Consider the following 16,504-nt stretch of genomic DNA (forward strand, 5'->3'; position numbering starts at 1 on the left):
AGGGGCTGCCTCAAAATGAGTCAGCCTCTTTTTATTACACCATTGGTGGATAGCAGGTACCGCCAGGATTTCTCCAGCAGCCCCAAGCTCCGCCTCCACGGAAACATACATAGGCAGCTCCACCACAAGTCTCGATCTGAAACTCTGTAAATCCGCCACTGATCTTGCTTTTTTCTTCTCTCGAAAGTCTTTTTAAATTTTTCATATGTTTTAGATTTGATTATTAAATTTTGCTGCCTCTACCTTTGATAGGCTCAACAAATATGAGCGGTAAAGTTTGAAAAACAAAACATAAACTAGCAGATGCAGCTAGATTTTGAGTAAGTGAGTCTTTTCAAATGGTTTCTGTTAATCGGCATAAAAAAGAGCCATCTTTACTGACAGCTCTTACCATTCTTTCTTCTCCAGATTATTGAAGACATTCGGAACTCACAAAAACGCAGCTTTTGCATCGGCCAGGAAGTACATAGTAATCTTCACAAGAAAAATCATATCCTGCAGAAGTACCACCCGGACCATATCCACCTTTAGGACATCCGTTACAGTTGGAAACAGCTCCGTTAATCATTCCTAAATCTTTTCGGGTCATTTTCTTTAAATTTTTCATAGCAATTTTATTTTAGCATCTAAATATACTTATTCTATGGATAAAAAAAGGAGTTTCACACGGAATAAATCTCAAGATTATGAATTATTAACATATTGAAATGATGACCAATTAATTTTGTTGTTTCCAAATAATTTGTACATTTGTCCTGTCAAGAATGAACTTTCTAAGAAACATATCAGATATTTCTGCACCTGAATTACTTATTCCGGGCATTTCTGCTGTTTCCATTTTCACGACTACAACTACAACTACAACTACAACTACAACTACAACTACTACCCCATAACGGGGTATATTTTCACATATTATTTCCGTCCCGTGTACTCTTTTTTTAAAGAGTAAAAATCTCATTTTTCCCAAATTCAAATAAATAACAGATGAAAATCTTAAAATTCGGTGGCAGCTCTGTTGCCAACGCCCGGAATATCCTTCTGGCAGAACATATTCTTAAAAAAGAATCTTTACAGAGCAGAATTATTGTTGTAGTTTCAGCCCTTCACGGTGTAACAGACAATCTGATCAGATCGGCTGAGTATGCTTCTTCTAAAGATGCGGCTTATATCCCGGTCATAAAAGGACTGGAAGAAAAACACCTGGAACTCGTCAAAGAACTTATCCCCATTTCAGCCCAGAGCTCCTGGCTAAGTTTCGTGAAAAAACATTTTAACGACATAGAAGATATCTACAACGGAATCTTTGTATTGGGTGAATTCACAGACAAAATCAGAGACAGAATCACGTCATATGGCGAATTCCTTTCGTCCAATATCATCGCAGCCAGACTTCAGTATGAAGGCCTGGACTGCCTTTGGATGAATTCCGCAGAGCAGATCAGGACAGACAGTAATTTTACCCATGCAAAAGTAGATTTTGAAGTTACTGAGAACAATATAAAGAATTTTGCAGCCAAGAATCCAAACCAGATCATTATAGCACCCGGTTTTATTGCGAAAGACCAGAACGGAAATGCCACCACATTAGGAAGAGGCGGCTCGGATTATACGGCTGCTATTATCGCCGCTGCTCTTTCTGCCGGAGAACTCCAAATCTGGACAGATGTCAGCGGTATGATGACTGCTGATCCGAGACTTGCTTCCCATGCAAAACCTATCCCGGAAATTTCTTACCATGAAGCGATGGAACTGTCCCATTTTGGGGCAAAAGTATTGTATCCGCCATCCATACAGCCTGTTATGGCAAAAAACATAGACTTGAAAATCAAAAACACTTTTGATCCTGATGCTCCTGGAACTCTGGTTTCTCACCACTTAAAAAAATCCATGGATGAAAACCGGGAAGCTGCGGTTGGAGTTTCCAATATGAGCCAAATTGCTCTTCTTACTCTGGAAGGCAGCGGCATGGTAGGAATTCCCGGAACTTCCGCCAGGCTTTTTCAGTGTCTCAGCAATGAAAAAATAAATGTTATCCTCATTACCCAGGGATCTTCTGAGCATTCCATTACTGTAGCCGTTGATGAAAAAGAGGTGTACCATGCGGAACAAGCGGTCAATTCTTCATTTGCAGATGATATCAAACTTCAGAGAACTGCTCCGGTAAAAATAGAAACCGGGCTTTCAATTGTCGCACTGGTAGGAGAAAATATGAAAAACAGAAGTGGGATCAGTTCGAAGATGTTCGGATGCCTGGGAAATAATGGCATTAATATCAGAGCCATTGCGCAGGGATCATCTGAAAGGAATATCAGCATTGTAATTTCAGAAAAGGATACAAAAAAAGCGGTCAATGTTCTTCATGAAGAATTCTTTGAATCTGAAATCAAGCAGGTGCATCTTTATCTGTGCGGAACCGGAAATGTAGGTTCAAAGCTGGTAGAGCAGATTTTTGAGCAGAATGCCTACCTTCGGGAAAACAACCTGATCAATTTAAGGATCGCAGGGCTTTCCAACAGCAGAAAAATGTTTTTTTCAGACCAGGGAATTTCTGAAAAAGATTATGACAGCTGGAGCGAAAAAGGGGTCCCGGCTTCCATTCATGGGTTTGCAGAGGAGATCATTTCAAGAAATCTGAGGAATTCAATTTTCATTGATATCACTGCCAGTCAGGAAGTTCCGGAAATATATGAACGTCTGCTCAAAAGAAGCATCAATATTGTAGCCTGTAATAAAATTGCGGCTTCCTCAGATTTTGAAATTTATAAAACCTTAAAAAATACAGCCCGAAACCATAGCTGCCGTTTTTATTTTGAAACCAATGTAGGCGCAGGACTTCCTGTAATCGGGACCATTAATGACCTTATCAAAAGCGGTGACAAAATCACTTCGATCCAGGCGGTATTAAGCGGAACCCTGAATTTTGTCTTCAATAATTATGACGGAAGCAGGCCGTTTTCAGAAGTCGTAGCTCAGGCGCAGAAAGAAGGTTTCACAGAACCGGATCCCCGCCTGGATCTTACCGGAACAGATGTAGCGCGCAAGATCCTGATTTTAGCAAGGGAAGCCGGTTATCCGCTTCAGTTCGGGGATATTGAGAATCAAGGTTTCCTGCCTGAAGAATGCCTCCAGGGAAGCGTGGAGGATTTCTATCAAAAGCTGGGCGAGTATGAAGATCACTTTAAAAAGCTGGTGGATGATGCGCAAAAAAACGGGAAGATTTTAAAATATACCGCCGAATTTAAAGATGGAAAAGCAAAAGTAGGCCTTCAGCATGTAGCACCGGACAGCGACCTGTTTCATCTGTATGGCAAAGACAATATCGTTATTTTCAAAACCTTGAGATACTCTGAGCAGCCTCTTGTCGTAAAAGGAGCCGGTGCCGGCGCTGAAGTGACCGCCAGCGGTGTTTTTGCAGATATTATCCGATCCGTTTAAATTAAAAAAATATGAAAAAAATAAAAATAAAAGTTCCGGCCACCGTTGCCAATATGGTCTGCGGATTTGATATCCTCGGAATGGCCATCCATGAACCTTATGACGAAATGGAACTGAAATTACTGGACAGTCCGGAGATTATCATTAAACATGAAGACCGGTTCGGGCTTCCGGAAGATCCGTCAAACAATGTAGCAGGTGTTGTCCTTCAACATATTCAGCAGCATTTGAAACTGGCTACGGGTTTTGAAGTAACGATCCGTAAACATATCAAGCCGGGAAGCGGGCTCGGCTCCAGTGCGGCAAGTGCCGCCGGAGCTGCTTTCGGGGCCAATGCATTACTGGGAAACATTTTATCCAAAGAGGAAATGGTTCATTTTGCGATGTTCGGGGAGGAACTTGCTTCCGGGGTACGGCATGCAGATAATATTGCACCTTGTATTTATGGCGGAATTACCCTTGTAAAGTCCTCATCTCCTATTGATATTATTCCGCTGAGCACTCCGGATTTATTTGTGGCTGCCGTGCATCCGCAGGTAGAAGTCAAAACTTCAGATGCCCGACAGATCCTAAAGAAAAATATCCTGTTGAAAGACGCCATTGAACAGTGGGGAAATATTGCAGGATTAGTCACAGGAATTCTTAAAAATGATATTCCGCTGATCGGGAGAAGCCTTAATGATGTCATCATAGAACCGGTAAGAAGCATTCTGATTCCAAAATTTGAAGAAATCAAAGCTAAAAGTCTTAAGATGGGTGCGCTTGGAGGAGGAATTTCCGGCTCGGGGCCTTCCATTTTTATGCTGACTGAAAGAAAACAAGCCGCTCAGGATATTGCCCGCATGATGAAATCAGTATATGATGACATTGAGGTTGAAAGTCTTATCTATGTATCAAAAATAAATCCTGTAGGAATCGAAATCGTAGAAAAAGAATATTAAAAAGGAAATTAAAGACAATGAATTATTATAATTTAAAAGATAAAGAAGAGGTTGTTGATTTCAAAACGGCCTCTATAAAAAGCCAGGGGAACCACAAAGGGTTATTTTTTCCTGAATATATTCCCAAGTTTGATGATGATTTTATTCAAAACCTTCATTTATATTCTGACCAAGAAATCGCTTTCAGGTGTATGAAAGACTTTGCAGGCGATGAAATTCCTGAAGAAATTTTAAGGAAAATTGCTGCGGAAACCATCAGTTTTGAGATCCCTTTAAAAAAAATCAATGAAAATATTGCTGTGCTGGAGCTTTTTCACGGGCCTACTTTAGCATTTAAAGATGTGGGGGCAAGGTTTATGAGCCTCTGCCTTTCGTACTTTTTAAAAGATGAAAACAAAAAAGTAACGGTTCTTGTGGCCACTTCCGGGGATACGGGAGGAGCCGTTGCCCATGGATTTTATAATATTCCGGGCATTAACGTGGTGATTCTTTATCCTAAAAACAGAGTAAGTCCGGTTCAGGAAAAACAGCTTACGGCACTGGGTGGAAATATTTCTTCACTGGAAGTCAATGGCAGTTTTGATGATTGTCAGCGTCTTGTCAAGCAGGCCTTCGCAGATAAAAGTATTAACTCCGAATTGTTTCTCACTTCAGCCAACTCTATCAATATTGCGAGATGGCTTCCGCAGCAGATCTATTATTTATTGGCTTTAAAACATTGGCAACAGCATGAAAACACAAATCCTGTCATCTGCGTCCCGAGTGGAAATTTCGGAAATATCTGTGCGGGACTTCTGGCTCATTTCCGGGGGCTTCCCGCAGAGCATTTCATCGCAGCCTGCAATGAGAATGATGTTGTTCCGGATTATCTGAAAACCCGGCAGTATCATCCTAAGAAAGCCTTATCCACACTTTCAAATGCTATGGACGTGGGAGATCCCAGCAATTTCACAAGAATTCTGGAACTTTTCGGGCAGCAGTTTGAGCAGCTGAAAGATATGATTTCGGGGTATTCCATTAACGATGAACTCACCTTACAGACCATACAGGAGGTTCATAAAAAATACGGATACCTTCTGGAACCCCACGGTGCCGTAGCATATGCATCTCTGGAACAATACTTGATTGAACATCCGGGCAAAAAAGGCCTGATCCTCGGAACTGCACATCCGGTGAAATTCCCTGATGCTGTGGAGAAAGCAACAAATATTAAAGTGGAGATTCCTTCCGGATTAAAAGATCTGATGAATACAGAGAAAAAAACTATAGAAATACATGCAGATTTTGAAGAATTAAAGCGATTTTTGCTGAATAAAAATCAGGAACAATGAGTAAGATCTTTCTTGAAGAGGTAAAAATATATGCTTATCACGGCGTTCTTCCCGAAGAAAATATCATCGGGACTTACTATATTTTAAATGCAGAACTGCACACCGATCTCTGGAAAGCTGCAGAAACAGATGATCTGAATGACACGATCAGCTATGCAGATATTAATGCTATCCTGCATAAGGAAATGTCCATTAAATCCAAATTGCTGGAACACGTGGCAGGGAGAATGATCACCGGAATTCATCGCGCTTTTCCACAGATTTCGTACATTAAACTGAAGATTACGAAGACTTCCCCACCGATGCAAGGTGAAATGAAGGGCGCAAGTATTGAACTGGAAAAAAGCTTCAAACCTGATGAGCATTAAATCTATTACTGACAACAAAAACATAAAGAATTGAAATCCATCAAATTATTTTTTTTATTGAGTTGTGCCATGGTTTTTGGCCAGACTGCGGTTGATACCCCATCCCCTGTTTACAATTTTCCAAAGATAAAATCCAGCATCACGATGCCTGTAACCATCCCGCTTTCAGAGATCAGCAATATGATCAATGCATCGGTAAAGGAGCTGGTATATCAGGATGATTCTTATACGGATAATAATAATGACCAGTTTAAAGTGAAGGTATGGAAAACCCGCCCTATCCGTCTGGTAGGCGGAACCACCCAGAATCTCCTGATTGAGGTTCCTTTAAAAATATGGGCTGAGAAAGGAATCGGTACCCTTGGGGTATATTCCTATCAGAACACTACCTTTGAAACGGTCATGTCTTTTAACACAACACTAAGTTTTAAAAATAACTGGACCATCGTTACTACCACACAGCCCAATGGTTTCAGATGGGTTACGAAACCGGTTCTGGATTACGGAAGAATACAGATTCCTATTACCTCCCTCGTAGAAAAAAGTCTTAGGGAACAGCAGGAAAAATTTGCTAAAACCATTGACCAGCAAATGGCTACCCAGCTGAATTTTCAGAAGTATGCGGTCATGGCGTGGAATGTTTTTTCACAACCTTTTAATATTTCGGAGGAATACAACACGTGGCTTAAAATCAGCCCGGTGGGTGTGAACATCACTCCTTTGAAATTCTACGGAAATGAAATCACTACGAATATCGGAATGGATATTTATTCGGAAACCTTTACGGGGAGCAAACCGGCGGCCTCAGCCACAGTAAAATCCGTCAATAATTTCGCAGTGGTTCCGGTACTGGCGGATAAATTCCTTCTGCAGACCACTGCCAATGTTCCTTTTTCCGAAGCAACGAATATTGCCAGGAATATGTTTATGAATAAGGAATACGATGTCCGCGGCTCTAAAGTAAAGATCAAAGACATCCGGGTATACGGAGCAGACGACAGGGTGATCATCGAAGCGGAAACGGAAGGCTATGTGAATGGAAAAGCCATTATTTCAGGAATTCCGGTGTATGACGAGACAAAAAAGAAAATTGTTCTGTCTGCCACTAAATTCAATTTAAAGACAGCCAATATCCTCCAGAAAACTGCTACCCTTATTTTTAAAGGAAAAATTGTAAAAATGATCGAAGAGGAATACGGAATTCCGACTCAGGACCTGGAGCTGGCCTCGAAGAAAAGCATAGAGGAAGCTTTCAACAAAGAATATTACAAAGGCTTAAAAATGAACGGAAGAGTTTTCAACCTGAAGCCTGGCAGCGTTCTTCTCAACGAATATGGCATCACAGCAGTAATAGAAACCAACGCAACTTTAAAATTAACGCTTAACGGAATTTAAATTTATAAAAAACTAATAACTAAAATCAATGAGACCGTATTTACAGATCGTCGACAGACATCGAGCTTCAAAAGGAACGAGGCTGGCAAATTATTTAATTGACCTTGTGGCCTTTTACATCGTATTTTTTATGATCCTTACTTTGCTTATGATCATCAGTCCCGCTTACAGAGGCTGGGTTGCCAATAGCAGCGATATCACGCAAAGGCTGATGGGAATCACTTCTTACCTTTTATTTTGCTTTTTTATGGAAACCGTAACGGGTGGAAGAAGCCTTGGAAAACTGATCACTGGTACCAGAGTCATTATGACAGACGGGCAGAAACCTTCTGCGGGAAACTATTTTTTAAGAAATATTATCAGGGGAGTAATTCTGATTGATCAATTGTCTTTTCTGAGTGAAAACGGATTCCATGACAGCTGGAGCAATACCTGTGTTATAAAGATAAAAGATTATGAAGCTGAAAGACAGCTAAAAAGCGATATCAACAGCATCGGAACTAAAGAAATTGTATAAAAAACTTTGGTCCATAAAGAATTTTTGCTATATTTGCACACCTCAAAAATGGTAAAAATGGTACTTTGGCCGAGCGGCTAGGCAGTGGTCTGCAACACCATCTACAGCGGTTCGAATCCGCTAGGTACCTCCAAACCTTTCTATATAAAACTGAATTTCAGTGGACTATAGAAAGGTTTTTTCTTTTATATCAATCATCTGAATATAAGCTGTAAGTTTGAGTGTAAAAATTTTATCAGCTACAGTTTAAAAATACCTACTGATCCTTATAAGCATATATCGTTTCATTTTTTATTTCTACTCCGGCAAAAAAATAAAAAAACAGATACCACGTCACAAAATTTCTCCCTGTTGTGGCATATTGCTTGTTACTGCATAAAACATAATTGGAAATAATAATGAAACCGAGTCAAGAAGCATTAAACAATAATGAGGTTACTGTAACGCTTGCGCTGTTGGATAAAGATTTACAAGAAATGATGATTCACTGCATGCAGTATCAATGGAAATTTGAAATGATCAGTTCACATAATTTACAGCTGCATATTCCAAAAGATTCGGTCCATTTGCTTTTCTATTTAGGTCACAAAGTCCTGTCAGGCATTAATTTGACCGGAAAAGCAGGTGATCATATGTTATATTAACCCTAACCGACACACCAAATACTATTATATACTTTCTATTTTCAATTCAGTTCAGTTCATAAAAGCCTTTCATAACGAGAGGCTTTTTGACGTTCATAATTCAGTTAATAATGAGTTGTTCTTTACTTACCTATCAAAGAAAGGTTTTATTTTCAGCATTAAAAAACCTCCCGCAAAAGGCAAGAGGTGAAAAGTGTAAATTTCAGAAATATGAATGTATTTAAGATTTTTAAATATAGCCAGTTTCTGAATCTTAAATTATGACTCTGATCATAAGGTTGCGTTTTCTATTTTCACAATATTTTTGTGCTAAAAATTTCAGGATGGCCGCAATTTTAACCAGGTCATAATTAATCATTTCTCTATTCCCTTCTAGCACATTTTGCAAAAAAGCCCAATCATCTGCAAGGCTTCCCATGGTAAAATTCTCCGGTTTTTTATATGGATCGTACAATTCTTCATCCAAAATGTTCCAATACAAATCCTCATCCAATATAAAGGTATCCTCTGTTGAAGTTTCCAGTTTATTCATTAAAATAAGAATAATTTTCTTCAGATCTTCTTTTTGAATCTTAGTATTCATTGCGTTAACATTGATTGATAATTTTACGAATTAAAGTTTTGCAAAAAAAAATCCCCAGATTGCTCTGAGGATAAAAACTAATAACCATGAAAACTCAAATTAAACATGAGTTGCTTCATATATTGAAAAATCGTGCCAAAGTTGTTTTGAATTAAAATACTTTTTCATATTTTTTCTAATCGTTTATTTATCAGACGATTCGAACAACAAGACTGGTTCTATCTTAAAAACAGAAAACTTCCCCGATAAAAGGGAAGCTTAAGTATGATAATAAATGATGAAAACTTATGATATTCTGGTCCAATTTCAAATTTAAAATAATGCATTATTTAGTCTTATGATCAGGATCATATATCCGGCTGTTCTTTTCATCTATATTTGAATATACTTACAACACACCAAGAAATGTAATTGTTACAGGATACTTTTTTTAGCCATATACTTTTTTGACTCTCCTTTCACGGAGAGTTTTATTTTTTACAGGATTTATTAAAATTCAAATATCAAGACAAAAAAAGCCCCCATAATGGAGGCCTCAAAAACACAAATGATGAAAAAAAAATTTTTATAATTTATAAATAATTATCTATCGTTTAATCTTGAACCCAAATTTAATCCCTTTCAGGCTACCATTTTATGCTTGCAGTCATAAAGTTCATTTTTTGTTATCAAATCAATATACTGGTGAACATTTATCACTTTAAATATTTACATTAATAAAATATTTAAAATAAAAATTACTCAACATAATGGTTAATTATATGAAAAATTAATCACATATCCTATGATCTATGTTAAATTTTCTCAATGTTTTATTGCTTAGTTTTATTCACTACTAATTTAATTCAATAAACCGTGATCAAATTCTCTATTCTTGTAGCCCACTACAATAATGGTAAATACTTCAGAGATTGCTATAACTCACTGATTGCCCAGACTTATGAAAACTGGGAGGTCATTATTGTTGATGATGCATCTACAGATAATTCTTTGGAAATAATAGAGGATATTATTAAGAATGACTCACGGTTCAGGCTGTACAGGAATGCCACAAATCAAGGCTGCGGCTATACAAAAAGAGAATGCATGAAATATGCAGAAGGAGAACTGTGTGCTTATCTGGATCCTGATGACGCCCTGTATACGGATACCCTGAAAAAAATGACTGAAGAATTTGCTAAAAACGATATTGCAGCTGCCTATTCTCAGATGATGCTCTGCAATGAAAACCTGACTCCGGAAAAAGTTTTTGCAAGTACTAAGCAGATCTGTAACAACAGGTATTTTTTCAACTGCCCTACCCAGTTTGCACATTTCTTCACCTTTAAAAAAGAAACTTATCTGAAAACTTCCGGCATCAATCCCAATCTGAAAAGTGCTGTAGACCAGGATCTCTACCTGAAGATCCTGGAGCATGGCAGCGTAAAATATATTAAAGAACCTCTTTACTTATATCGTCTGCATTCTAACGGAATTTCACAGCACTCTTCCAAACAGGGAGCCAAAGAATCTTTTGCCCGCGTAATTCATGATACCATGAAAAGACGGGGGATTACAAAAATAAACAACAGAACAGTCCCGGAAGAATACACCAGCCCTTACGAAATCTATGAGCTCCTGAATTACCAGACTCAAAAACTTCACAGGATCATTAATAAAGTAAAAGTAACATTCAATATTTAACATTCAATATTTAATAAAGGCTTCTCAGAAATGGGAAGCTTTTCCTTTTCAACTTAAGAAATAAAAACGGCCTCTGGTAAGGAGGCCTAAAAACACAAATGATGAAAAAATCTATTTAGAAAAATCCAAACAGAATCTCGTAGACAATACTGTCCTAATATTTTTCCGGTTTTAATAAGAATGATAGATTCTTAAACCAGTTTCTTTCATTTTATATTTTAAATTTAACACAAATTTCCACGCGATGTAAATACAATCTACGAACTGCTAAATTCATATAAAAATTGAGTTGAAATTGATGACATCAACGCTAAATCATGTCACAACTATTCAGCCCAGGTTACCGGAATGTATACCGTAACATAGCCATCCGCATCTACCTGGGCATCAGATACGGTTCCTGTCACAGATCCGTAGCCAGTCCAGCCTCCCTGACCCTGCATTGCAGAAAACGTATAATCACCGGCCGGAATTCCGTCATAATACCCCGGAAGAGTCTGAAATCCACCTCCATAATACGTGTCATATACCTCTCCTGTCACTGTATTCTCAGCCAGAAAGCTTCCTACGTCGTGATTTCCTGAAAGAGTTTTGGTCCCATCTAAAGAAATAAGCCCGAATCTCAGTTTATAGGTTTTTGTCTTTAAAGCTTCTTTGGAAGAATCAGATTTTGTCTGTGTCTGGGCGTCCGCCATCATCTCATCATGAGAAGAGCATGAAACAGCAGCGGCCAGAAAAATTGCCGAAGCCATTGTTTTTAAAATTGATATTTTCATAAGAATGTAATTTTGGTATTTCAAAAGTAACCAATTCATATGAACTGTATAAAAATCATAAATTAACTCAAAATTACATTACATCCCCATCAATAAGCGGCTTCAGTTATTCCTTATCTTCCATCTAAAAGGAAGTTTAACTTCATATTCATTATTTTAACGTTTCTTAACTTAATTTTGGCTTCATAATTGAAAATACATAGAAAGTTGCCGCCGTTTTGGCTTAGACTTATTAAAATTTGAATTATGAGAAAGATAGTATTAGCAGGTTTTTTATCAGTCTTTTTAATGACTGCCTGCAAAAAAGACGACAGGACAGCTGAAAAATCTTTAGAACAGCAAAAGCTTGAATTTCAGGCAAGACAGCTTGATATAGAAAAACAAAAACTGGCTATTGAGAAAGAAAGAATAGTATATGAGGCCCAGAAAAAAGCAGACAGCATTGCAGAAAGCAAATCCAAAGCAACGGCTGCAGCCAATTCAAAACCTCAGATCATAAGAGAAACAAAAACAGTATACAGAGACAGAGGATCCAACTCTAATTCAGGAGGCGGAACTTATGCAAATAACGGAAACAGCTCTTCACAGGGAACAACCGCACAACAGAAGAAAGGATGGAGTAAGGCCGCTAAGGGAACTGCCATTGGTGCCGTGGGTGGTGCTGCATTAGGAGCTATTGTTGCTAAGAAAAACAGAGGTCTTGGCGCCGTGATTGGTGGTGTAGTAGGTGGTGCAACCGGTTATACGATCGGTAGAGCAGGAGACAGAAAAGATGGAAGAGTTCAGCCGCGTAATTAATATTTTCACGATACCATTTAAAGATTGCTTATTTTTAGGCAATCTTTTTTTATGATATTACTTCTGTTTTCCTCGGCCCTTATTCTATCAGTTCTTGCCGGCTGGGGAAAGATCATGGAAAAATATACCGGGAACTTTTTGTCTTGCGGGATTTCAGGAAATATCCTGACCGGGATATTAGGACTCAGCTTGATCTGGACGGTTCTGGCATTTTTTATCCCTCTTGATTTATATGCAGAAATCCCTGTGATTCTCACCGGAATTTTCTTCTTTTTCAAAGAAAGGTTATACCATGAATTTAGTCGTTTTTCAAAAAAAGAAGCTATTTTAATAAGCGGTATTTCCGTGATTATTATATTCAGCAGTTCTTTTTATCCCTTTATTTTAGATCATTTCGGATATTATGTTCCTACGATTAAGTGGCTTACAGAGTATGGTCTGGTGAGAGGCATTTCCAACCTTGACCTTACTCTGGGGCAAATGTCGGTATGGCATATTTTTCAGGCAGGATTTTCCAATTTTTCAGATCCGTTTCTAAGGATTAATGCTATTCTTCTTATTATATATACGTTGTATATTTTTGAACGGAAAAGCTGGATCCAGGTGTGCTTTATTCCGGTGCTTCTGCTTTTTTCACAGTCACCAAGCCCTGACCTTCCGGTGATCACATTCTCACTGATTATTTTAAATGAAATTTTATCCCGAAATAAAAATATACCGCTCCTGTTTGCCTATTCTGTTTTTGTTTTTTCAATAAAACCTACTATGATCTGGCTTCCGTTACTGGGAGTTCTTTGCTCCGCTTTTCACTATAAAACCAGTTTTAAGACTATGATATTTGGAGGAATTATTCTTCTGCTTTTTATCATTAAAAATATCTGGACATTCGGATACCCGATTTTTCCAGTTGCTGTGGCTGATTTTGGGTTCAGCTGGAGACCAAATTCTGAAGTACTGAAAATTTCGTCGGAATATGCCGTTCAGAAAACCTATGATATGCAGTACAGCTACGAAGAAATTCAAAAGTTTTCTACTTATGATAGTGTGAAAAACTGGCTGACCCTCGAAGGAATTAAATCCAAGATCAATATCCTCTTCATTATAAGTCTGGTGGGATTGGCTGTTTTCGCCTTCATTAAAAAGAAAAAGATCATAACGCTGGTCTTTATTTCCATAGCCGTTAAAAGCATACTCGTTCTGGGCTTTTCAGCACAATACCGTTTTTTTATTGATGTGTTTTTTGTGTTAATTTTTATTTTATTGATTCACTTTAGCCAAAAGAAATCACTTGCCGTTTTTTCCGTTTTAAGCTTAGCCGTAATTGGAATTTTAAGTTTCCCTGGCTTTATACAGAAATACATTCCAAGTTTCAGGCCCGGAAGTTTTATGACCGGATTAAAGAAAGAACAGCTGTGCCAACCTTCGGCCTATCATTACAATAAGTTTGATACCTTCCAAACCGGAAATTTAAAATTCAATATATCAAAAGATTATCCTTTTAATTTTGACACTCCCCTTCCTGCCATTTCATCAGGATATGTTCTGGACGATATACAATCAGGAATTTTCCCGCAGTATGTGGATGAAAAAAACATCAGAAAAGGATTTATGTGGAGAAAACTTACTCCCCGGGAAGAAACGGAAACCGAACACATTATCAATACCATCAAAAACACTGATAAATAGAACAAATCCCAAAACTTTATTATCTGGAGAAAAATAGGTAATTTTGTACTATGTTCAATACATTAGGTAATCTTCTCAGTCTTACAACATTTGGAGAAAGTCACGGTGTGGCTTACGGCGGTATCATCACTAATTTCCCGGCAGGTTTAACGGTAGATTTCGATAAAATTCAATATGAATTGGATCGGAGGAAACCTGGCCAGTCTGCTATTGTCACGCAAAGAAAAGAAAGTGACACAGTAAAATTTCTTTCCGGAATCTTTGAAGGAAAAACAACGGGTACCCCTATCGGTTTTATCATCGAAAATGAAAATCAGAAATCCAAGGACTACGATCATATTGCTGATTCGTTCCGTCCGAGCCATGCAGATTTCACGTATGATCAGAAATTCGGAATCAGGGACCATCGCGGAGGCGGAAAATCTTCAGCAAGGGAAACCATCAATTGGGTGGTAGCCGGTGCTTTGGCGAAACAGCTGCTGTCCGGTATTGAGATCAATGCTTACGTTTCTTCCGTAGGTGAGATTTTCTGTGAAAAGCCATATCAGGCTCTGGATTTTTCGAAGACAGAAAGCAATGCGGTACGTTGTCCGGATGCCGAAACTGCCGAAAAAATGATCGAAAGAATTAAAGAGATCAAAAAAGAAGGCAACACGATTGGCGGAACAGTGACCTGTGTCATTAAAAATGTTCCCGTAGGAATCGGCGAGCCTATATTTTCCAAACTCCAGGCTGAGCTGGGTAAAGCAATGCTGAACATCAATGCCTGCAAAGGATTTGAGTACGGAAGCGGTTTCTGCGGTGCAAAAATGACCGGAAAAGAGCATAATGATGCTTTCAATACGGATTTCACCACAAAATCCAATCTTTCCGGAGGAATTCAGGGGGGCATTTCAAACGGTATGGATATTTATTTCCGTGCGGCATTCAAGCCTGTGGCCACTATTTTAAGACCTCAGGAAAGTGTTGATAAATATGGAAATCCTGTTACCGTAGAAGGAAAGGGCCGTCATGATCCATGTGTAGTGCCAAGAGCTGTTCCTATTGTGGAAAGTCTGGCGGCATTTGTACTGGCTGATCTGTTTTTAATCAACAAGACAAGAAACATCAATAATTTTTAACAAAAATATTTTTAGTAATGAAAAATTACTGGGATCAGGGTATTTCTTTTGAAGAATATATCCGCATTGGAAGAGAAAGATTAGAACATCCTTCCAGTCAGCAGGAGACAGAATACAAACAATATTATGAGCTTGGGCTTCAGAGGATGGACAGAACATTAAAAAAGTATGTTCCGGATGAAGAACAGCTGAAAGAATTGGCTGCTAAGAATTTTGACGGAAAAATCCTGATCATTTCAGAAGCATGGTGCGGAGACGCCAGTGCCACCGTCCCGGCCCTTGTTACTTTTTTCAAAGGACACAATGAAGTAAGAGTTTTCCTGAGAGACAGTGACAAAAGCCTGATTAATCAATTCCTGACAAACGGTACGGAATCTATCCCTAAAGTGATTATCCTGGATAAAGATTTCAACGTAAAAAATTCCTGGGGCCCGCGTCCGAAATATGGCTATGAATTATTAATGAAGCATAAAGCAGACCCTGAGGCTTATCCGAAAGATAACTTTTACAATGACCTGCAGCTGTATTATGCAAAAAACAGAGGCAAAGACTCCATCCGGGAGATCCTGGAATTATTGTAATTTAACATTGAATCCCTTACAGTAAAAATAACAGTAAAGATCAACCCATGAAAAAGAATATCATTTATCTTGTGCTTATCATCATTATTGGAGTGGTGGCTTTTGTTCCTGGTGTAAAAGAATACCTGAGAGACCAGTTTTTCCCGATCGCTACCATTGAAAATGCGGTACATGTAAGTGAGGAGGATTATGACATTGAACTGAAGGGGATCAATGCGCCGAGTACCAATCTTAAAGCTTTTAAAAATAAACCTGTTTTCCTGAATTTCTGGGGAACATGGTGCCCGCCGTGCAGAAAAGAATGGCCTACCATTCAGAAATTATATGATTCCAGAAAAGGAAATGTAGATTTTATCCTGATTGCTATGAATGACAAGGAAGATGCGGTAAGAGCATTTTTAAAGGAAAATAATTATACGGTTCCTGTTTACATTGCGCAAAGCCCTATTTCCGAAAAAATTCTTCCGAAAGTATTCCCTACTACTTTCCTGATAGACCAGCATGGAAGAATTATCATTAAGGAGGATGCCTACAGAGATTGGAACACAGAGACTGTGCATCAGTTCATTGACAATATAATTAAGTAATTTTTTTAACTAAATTTTATAGTTTATTGGTATAAAATTTGCGAAATTTACTCCG

The 16,504-nt window shown here is 38.4% G+C and carries 18 protein-coding genes and 1 tRNA gene; 14 read left to right on the forward strand and 5 right to left on the reverse strand.

The genetic code is table 11. The features are described 5' to 3' along the window. Window positions 1-34 precede the first annotated feature (34 nt). The 3 genes from B7E04_RS22295 to B7E04_RS21305 all read right to left on the reverse strand — a co-directional run bounded on the left by B7E04_RS22295 (window position 35) and on the right by B7E04_RS21305 (window position 961). Window positions 35-205 (reverse strand): bacteriocin-like protein, encoded by a 171-nt coding sequence (locus B7E04_RS22295; protein ID WP_165439486.1) that lies wholly within the window; start codon window positions 203-205, stop codon window positions 35-37. Between the two features lie 204 nt (window positions 206-409). Further along, the gene (locus B7E04_RS21300) at window positions 410-607 is read right to left on the reverse strand and encodes a hypothetical protein (RefSeq protein WP_080780518.1); all 198 of its coding nucleotides are present in this window, start codon (window positions 605-607) and stop codon (window positions 410-412) included. Between the two features lie 111 nt (window positions 608-718). Further along, window positions 719-961, reverse strand: coding sequence for a hypothetical protein (locus tag B7E04_RS21305; RefSeq protein ID WP_080780519.1), 243 nt, complete (start codon window positions 959-961; stop codon window positions 719-721). A gap of 26 nt (window positions 962-987) precedes the next feature. Between B7E04_RS21305 and thrA the strand changes: the two genes are divergently transcribed. The 8 genes from thrA (at window position 988) to B7E04_RS21345 (ending at window position 8,634) form a co-directional block, all read left to right on the forward strand. Next, window positions 988-3,438, forward strand: coding sequence for a bifunctional aspartate kinase/homoserine dehydrogenase I (thrA, locus tag B7E04_RS21310; RefSeq protein ID WP_080780520.1), 2,451 nt, complete (start codon window positions 988-990; stop codon window positions 3,436-3,438). Between the two features lie 11 nt (window positions 3,439-3,449). Then, on the forward strand, window positions 3,450-4,379 hold the full coding sequence (locus tag B7E04_RS21315) for a homoserine kinase (protein ID WP_080780521.1): 930 nt from the start codon (window positions 3,450-3,452) through the stop codon (window positions 4,377-4,379). A 17-nt stretch (window positions 4,380-4,396) separates the two neighbouring features. Then, a complete protein-coding gene (thrC, locus tag B7E04_RS21320; RefSeq protein WP_080780522.1) occupies window positions 4,397-5,710 on the forward strand; it encodes a threonine synthase in 1,314 nt (437 codons plus the stop codon). Next, window positions 5,707-6,078, forward strand: coding sequence for a dihydroneopterin aldolase (folB, locus tag B7E04_RS21325; protein WP_080780523.1), 372 nt, complete (start codon window positions 5,707-5,709; stop codon window positions 6,076-6,078). Before thrC ends, folB begins: the two co-directional genes overlap by 4 nt. A gap of 30 nt (window positions 6,079-6,108) precedes the next feature. Beyond that, the gene (locus B7E04_RS21330; RefSeq protein WP_080780524.1) at window positions 6,109-7,473 is read left to right on the forward strand and encodes a DUF4403 family protein; all 1,365 of its coding nucleotides are present in this window, start codon (window positions 6,109-6,111) and stop codon (window positions 7,471-7,473) included. Between the two features lie 28 nt (window positions 7,474-7,501). Further along, on the forward strand, window positions 7,502-7,990 hold the full coding sequence (locus B7E04_RS21335; protein WP_080780525.1) for an RDD family protein: 489 nt from the start codon (window positions 7,502-7,504) through the stop codon (window positions 7,988-7,990). Between the two features lie 59 nt (window positions 7,991-8,049). Further along, window positions 8,050-8,123 (forward strand) — tRNA-Cys (locus B7E04_RS21340). 265 nt (window positions 8,124-8,388) lie between these two features. After that, window positions 8,389-8,634: a hypothetical protein gene (locus B7E04_RS21345; RefSeq protein ID WP_080780526.1), complete on the forward strand. Its 246-nt coding sequence runs from the start codon at window positions 8,389-8,391 to the stop codon at window positions 8,632-8,634. A 253-nt stretch (window positions 8,635-8,887) separates the two neighbouring features. Here B7E04_RS21345 and B7E04_RS21350 read toward each other — a convergent pair whose 3' ends face one another. Beyond that, a complete protein-coding gene (locus B7E04_RS21350) occupies window positions 8,888-9,166 on the reverse strand; it encodes a hypothetical protein (RefSeq protein WP_139785467.1) in 279 nt (92 codons plus the stop codon). 906 nt (window positions 9,167-10,072) lie between these two features. On the opposite strand from B7E04_RS21350, the gene B7E04_RS21355 reads away from it, so the two are divergent. After that, the gene (locus B7E04_RS21355) at window positions 10,073-10,900 is read left to right on the forward strand and encodes a glycosyltransferase family 2 protein (protein WP_080780528.1); all 828 of its coding nucleotides are present in this window, start codon (window positions 10,073-10,075) and stop codon (window positions 10,898-10,900) included. Window positions 10,901-11,226: 326 nt separating this feature from the next. On the opposite strand, the gene B7E04_RS21360 is transcribed toward B7E04_RS21355, so the two are convergent. Next, complete coding sequence (locus B7E04_RS21360; protein ID WP_080780529.1) at window positions 11,227-11,676, reverse strand: hypothetical protein; 450 nt, start codon at window positions 11,674-11,676, stop codon at window positions 11,227-11,229. A gap of 246 nt (window positions 11,677-11,922) precedes the next feature. Here B7E04_RS21360 and B7E04_RS21365 point away from each other — a divergent pair, with 246 nt between their 5' ends. From B7E04_RS21365 to B7E04_RS21385, 5 genes are read left to right on the forward strand one after another with little or no spacing between them, the layout of a single operon-like run. Further along, on the forward strand, window positions 11,923-12,474 hold the full coding sequence (locus B7E04_RS21365; protein WP_080780530.1) for a glycine zipper domain-containing protein: 552 nt from the start codon (window positions 11,923-11,925) through the stop codon (window positions 12,472-12,474). Between the two features lie 51 nt (window positions 12,475-12,525). After that, window positions 12,526-14,160, forward strand: a complete 1,635-nt coding sequence (locus B7E04_RS21370; RefSeq protein WP_080780531.1) for an LIC_10190 family membrane protein — start codon at window positions 12,526-12,528, stop codon at window positions 14,158-14,160. 50 nt (window positions 14,161-14,210) lie between these two features. Next, complete coding sequence (gene aroC, locus B7E04_RS21375) at window positions 14,211-15,281, forward strand: chorismate synthase (protein WP_080780532.1); 1,071 nt, start codon at window positions 14,211-14,213, stop codon at window positions 15,279-15,281. Between the two features lie 17 nt (window positions 15,282-15,298). Next, entirely contained in the window at window positions 15,299-15,862 is a 564-nt protein-coding gene (locus B7E04_RS21380; protein ID WP_080780533.1) for a thioredoxin family protein, read from the forward strand. A gap of 47 nt (window positions 15,863-15,909) precedes the next feature. Further along, window positions 15,910-16,449 (forward strand): TlpA family protein disulfide reductase, encoded by a 540-nt coding sequence (locus B7E04_RS21385; protein ID WP_062649820.1) that lies wholly within the window; start codon window positions 15,910-15,912, stop codon window positions 16,447-16,449. Window positions 16,450-16,504 lie beyond the last annotated feature (55 nt).

The organism is Chryseobacterium phocaeense, assembly GCF_900169075.1.
Taxonomy (GTDB): Bacteria; Bacteroidota; Bacteroidia; order Flavobacteriales; family Weeksellaceae; genus Chryseobacterium; species Chryseobacterium phocaeense.